Source organism: Longimicrobium sp., assembly GCF_036387355.1.
Lineage (GTDB): Bacteria > Gemmatimonadota > Gemmatimonadetes > Longimicrobiales > Longimicrobiaceae > Longimicrobium.
This window is the reverse complement of record NZ_DASVTX010000446.1, coordinates 1-5,003: the sequence shown is the minus strand read 5'-3', so window position 1 is coordinate 5,003 and position 5,003 is coordinate 1. Positions and strand designations below refer to the sequence as shown.

Sequence of the window (5,003 nt, the reverse complement as noted above, 5' to 3'; positions counted from 1 at the left end):
CGCTCGATGATGCACCGGATGCGGATGCGTCGCAATGCATTGCCGCTGTTCGCGCTGCTGGCGTGCGGGGCGTGCGGCGGCACGCGCGACGACGTGTCGGGAACGTACCTGCTGGACCGCAGCGGGGGCGCGGGGTGCGTCCTGGGCGCCCGCCTGGACGAGCCGCGGGCGGTGCACCTGGAAGTGCAGTGCACGGCACCCGGCGCGGCGCAGACCAAGGGCGATCTGGTCACCATGGCCGCGGTGGATGACGGCAAGGCAGTGGTTCGCATGGACGACTTCGGCGCGCCGTGCGAGCTTCGCTTCCACTTTCGCGGATCAACCGCAGTCGTCACGCAGCCGGGCTCCGCGGAGGCGTGCGGGTTCCCGCCCGGCGTGGTGCTCGCGGGCACGTGGCGCCGCACCAGCCGCGACCCGTGGGTGCTCCCGGAACTCCGCTGATCCCCGTCCGCCCTCTCCCGTGTCGCCCACCCTGAGTGATGACCTGCGCCGGCGGGTCCCCCACGACCTTCCGCGCGAGGACTGATGTTCATCGCCCACATCCCCGCCGGCTACCTGGCCACGCGCGCCCTTCTGCGCCGCCTTTCCGTCCCGGCCCATGCCCGGCGCAGGCTGATGATGGTCGGGGTGGCCGCGAGCGTGTTGCCGGACGCGGACCTGCTCTGGTGGCACTTCGTGGATCACCGGCGGCAGGTGCACCACGCGTACCTCACGCACATCCCGCTCGCCTGCCTCGTCGCGTTCGCCATCGCCGCGCTCGTTCTGCGCCTGGCGCGTGCACGGCGGCAGGCGTGGATCGCGGGCGCGATCGTGGCGGTGAACGTGATGCTCCACCTGCTGCTGGACACCGTCGCTGGCGGAATCCGGTGGGCGTGGCCGATGTCGGGCCACGAGTTTGCGCTCAGCGCCCCGACGGCCCGGTACGGCTTCTGGATCGGCAACTTCGTGATGCACTGGACCTTCGCCCTCGAGGTCCTGATCACCGCCGCGGCGCTGTGGGTCTGGTGGCGGGCGCGGCGTGAAGCGTCCCCGCGAGCCCGTCCGTGAGGCGGCGAGGCCCGGCGGACGCAGAACCGGGTCCCGGCGCGTGCCGGGACCCGGTTCTTTTTCCGCCTGCGAAGCGTTACTCCTGCTCCGTCGGGGCGACCTGCGTGCGATAGTAGTGGGCGAGGCGCACGGCCTCTTCCGTAAGGCTCTTGCAGTACGCGCGGCCGGCATCCGGCCCGTAGTTGCGGATCATGAGCTGCACGGCGTTCTCGCCCAGCACCTGCGCCACCGCGGCGGGATTCAACTGCTCCTCCCGAAAGTCCTTCATGGTTTCCAGCATGATCTTGCGGGCCGCGTGCAGGTGCCGCTCGACCTCGTCCTTCTGCGCCTGATTCATTCCCCTGTTCCTCTCCCGGCCCGTTCGCCGACCTTCTGTTTACCCCAGCGTGGCGCCCAACCTAATCGCCCCGGGGTTGGCGATGCAACGCGCGGTCAGAAGCGCGACGAGGGGAGCTGCACGTCGGCGCGGACCCATGCGGCGGCCAGCCGGGCGCGGGCGGCATCCGCGTCCGCCGTGCGGCCCGCGGCGCGAAGGGCACGTTCCAGCCCCCACAGACTCCATCCATTCCCCGGCCGGTCCTCCACCGCAAAGGCGTACACCTCCGCCGCTTCGCGCGCCTGCCCCGCCTCCAGCAGCGCCGCGCCCAGCCAGTCGCGCGCGGCGAAGGGCAGCGGCTCCGGCTCGTCGTACTGCAGCTCATCCTCCAGCTCCACCGCGCGGCGGAACGCGGCGACGGCCTCGTCGCGCCGCCCCGCGGACCGCGCGATCTCGCCGCGCAGGATGTTCGCGACCACGCCCAGCAGCCGCGCCGGGGAATGGACGCGTACCATCATGCTTTCCGGCGTGTGGGCCGCCAGCGAGTCCACCCGGGCCAGGTACCACGCCGCGCTGTCTGCCCGCCCCGTGCGCAGGTGCGCGTAGCCGCGCCCGAACGCCCACAGCCCGCGGTGCACCGGGTGCGACGGCGCGGCGGTGAGCGCCAGCGCCTCGTTCCACCGCCCGAACCGCACGGCTACCGTGGCCTGCAGCGAGGCGCCGTCCCCGTCCGGCACCAGCTCCGCGAACCCGTCGGAGGCGTGAAGGGACACCGCCGACTGGCCGTCCACCGCCGCCGCGTACGCCAGCATCATCTGGTTGTGCGCGGCGTAGACGGAGATGCCGTCCCCCGTGCGCGCCGCGGAATCGGAGCGCACGGCAATCTGGTTCACCCGCACCGCGTCGCTCCACCGGCCGATGCGGTTGAACGTGTGTGACGGCATGTGGTTGATGTGGCTCGCCCGCGGCATGGACGCGGAGAGCAGGTCGCCGCACGCCGCCGCCTCGGCCACCCGCGGCGTGGTTTCCGTGGCGTGGATGAACAGGTGGCACGCGCCCGGATGCCCCAGGTCCGCCGCCAGCACCCCGGACAGCACGTCCAGAATGCGCGGGATGGACGGCTTGGAAAGCGGCCAGATCCCGCGCCGCGGCTCCAGCAGCATCAGCGCTTCCGCGTACATGGTCGCCACCTGCGCGTCCCGCGGAAACCGTTCGTACGCGGCGGCCATGGCGTTGGCGTAGGCGGAGTCCAGCCGCAGCCGGCCCTCGCGCGTGTGCGGATCCTCGAACCGCCCCGCCATCGCCTCCGTGAGCGCGCGCTCGGCCGGCGTCCCGCCCTCTGCCGCCAGCTCGCGTGCACGCCGCGAGGCGGCCACGGCGTCGGGCGCGTCCGCGGCGCGCATGGGGCCGTTCAGGTACGGCGCCACCGACCACGCCTCGCCCCACCAGCACATGGCGCAGGTGGGGTCCAGCCGCCGCGCCTCCGCGAACGACCGCCGCGCCTCCGCCGGGGCGAAGGCGAACATGAGCCGCGCGCCCTGGTCAAAGTACGCCTGCGCCTGCGCCGAAGCGGTGCGCACCGGCCAGTGAAAGGTGCCCAGCGCCTCGCGAAACAGCGTGACGGTGGAATCCGCGGCGGCGGGCTGCGTGGCGGGCGCGGTGCCGTGCCCGCCCTCATGCTGGGCGTGCAGCGCGGCGGGGGCGCAGGCGAGGAGGGCGATCAGAGCGGAGCGGCGCATCGGTCCGGCGGGCGGGAGGTGGATGGGTGGAGCGGCGTCAAATCTACATGCCGCGCGGGTGCCGTCCAATGCTCCGCGCGTCCGGCGGACGGAAATGGGCGCGAAAAAGCCCCGGACCCGTGCGGATCCGGGGCTGTTTCGTCCGCCCCGATCAGAACGCGGCGCCGGTCGCGCGGGTGCCGGCGGAGGAGGAGAGCGTGCTGACGGCCGTGTGCAGCACCCAGCTTCCCGTGGCGCTGGCGTCCGGGCTGCGGTTCATCGACTCGCCATCAGTTCCCGCCAGCGACGAGGGATACGCGTAGCTGAACTTCACCACGCCCCCGCCGTCCTTGAGGATCACGCTGTCGCCGCTGTTGCCCAGCGCCAGCGTGCCGGTGGAGGCGGCAACCGCGTTGGTCATTCCCGCGGGAATGGCGGACGCGCCGCCGAACACGACGATCGCCTTGCCCGGCGCCAGCGTGGTGCCGGCGGCAAAGGTGTGCTTTACCCCGGCCGCGTCGCTGACCGTCCATCCGCCGATGGAGGCGCTGGTGCCGCCCGTGTTGATGATCTCCACGAACTCGGCGGCGGTGGTGCTTCCCGGCTCGTTGGCCAGGATTTCGTTCACGGTCACGTTGGCGGGCGAGGCGGGGGCCGCGGTGATGGTGAACGCCGCGTTGCTCGCGTCCGTCACCGCCGCGTTCGCCGCATCCGTCACGCGCACCTTTGCCGCCGTGGACGCGCTGGCGGGCACCGTCCACGCGTAGCTGCCGGCGGACGCGGGAGTGCTGGCGGTGATCTGCGTCCACGTGGTGCCGTCCAGCGTGTACTCCAGCTTCACGTTGGTCACGCCCGACGACGTCCAGGTGATGGACTGCGCGCTCCCCGCCGCCCAGCTTTCTCCGCCGTTGGGCGCGGTGACGCTCACGCTTGCCGCCACGCCGCCGCCGAAGGTGTAGCGGCTCAGCACCGGATAGTGGTCGCTGGTGCTGGACGCGTAACTCGTGATGTACTGGTCCACCCGGTACACCTCCGCCGAGTTGGCCACATAGGTGGCGCTCAGATCGTTGGTGGCCAGGTGATGGTCGATCATGTCCGAATAGCTGGTGGTGGACGACACGCCGGCCAGCGAGAGCGCGCGTGTCGGAAACAGGTAGCCCGCCGCGTCGCTCACGAAGTTCTGGTAGGGCGACGACTGCCCGGAGGTGATGGAGGTGTCCACGTCGTCGTTCCAGTCGCCCACCACGATCACCTTCTGCGTGGGCCAGGTGGCGTCCAGGTACGACTTGAGCGCCGTGCTGGCCGCCTGCCGCCGCGTCCACCCCGCCAGGTCGCTGAACGCCTTCATGTGCAGCACGATGATGACGACGTCTTCCGTGGTGCCGTTCAGCGTGACGCGCAGCCGGGCCTCCAGCGGCGGACGACCCGCGAAGTCGGTGTCGTTGGCCGTCAGGATCACCTTGGCGCCCAGCAGCGTGGCGATGCTGCTGCGGTACAGAATGCCCACCTTCTGCTCGGATGCGGCGTAATAGGTGGAGCCGTTGGTGACGGTCGCCTCGCTGGCCAGGAAGCCGCTGTAGCCGGGAAGCTGCGACTTGAGGGTGTTGAACTGCGTCTGGCTCACGATCTCCGCCACGCCCCAGATGTCCAGGTCCGCGCCGCCGATCACGTCCTTGGCGTTGCTCAGCTGCAGCGTCTCGTTGGCCGGGCCGTTGGCCGCGTCGCCGAACCACTCGATGTTCCAGCTCCCCACGTCCAGCGTGGATGCCGTGCCCTTCGCCGGAACGACGACGCGCGCCGGTCCGTCCGCCGCGGCGGCGCGCGGAATGCCGGACGGCGTGTCGCAGGCGGCGAGCGGGAGGGAAAGGAGCCCGCCGAGCAGCAGCAGGGCGCGGAACGAGGAGGCCATGCGCATGTGCAAC

General features: G+C 71.7%; 5 protein-coding genes. 2 read left to right on the top strand and 3 right to left on the bottom strand.

From position 1 onward, the window contains the following. Nucleotides 1-441 (top strand): hypothetical protein (locus tag VF665_RS19530; protein WP_331055140.1); only part of this gene is annotated, 441 nt, incomplete at its 5' end. Nucleotides 442-525: 84 nt separating this feature from the next. Further along, nucleotides 526-1,047 carry a metal-dependent hydrolase gene (locus VF665_RS19525; protein WP_331055139.1) on the top strand — a complete coding sequence of 174 codons (522 nt, stop codon included), beginning with the start codon at nucleotides 526-528 and terminating at the stop codon, nucleotides 1,045-1,047. A 76-nt stretch (nucleotides 1,048-1,123) separates the two neighbouring features. On the opposite strand, the gene VF665_RS19520 is transcribed toward VF665_RS19525, so the two are convergent. The 3 genes from VF665_RS19520 to VF665_RS19510 all read right to left on the bottom strand — a co-directional run. Continuing rightward, nucleotides 1,124-1,384: a hypothetical protein gene (locus tag VF665_RS19520; protein WP_331055138.1), complete on the bottom strand. Its 261-nt coding sequence runs from the start codon at nucleotides 1,382-1,384 to the stop codon at nucleotides 1,124-1,126. Between the two features lie 95 nt (nucleotides 1,385-1,479). Continuing rightward, a complete protein-coding gene (locus tag VF665_RS19515; RefSeq protein WP_331055137.1) occupies nucleotides 1,480-3,102 on the bottom strand; it encodes a hypothetical protein in 1,623 nt (540 codons plus the stop codon). Nucleotides 3,103-3,253: 151 nt separating this feature from the next. Further along, the coding region (locus tag VF665_RS19510) for a lamin tail domain-containing protein (RefSeq protein ID WP_331055136.1) at nucleotides 3,254-5,003 on the bottom strand (1,750 nt) is incomplete at its 5' end.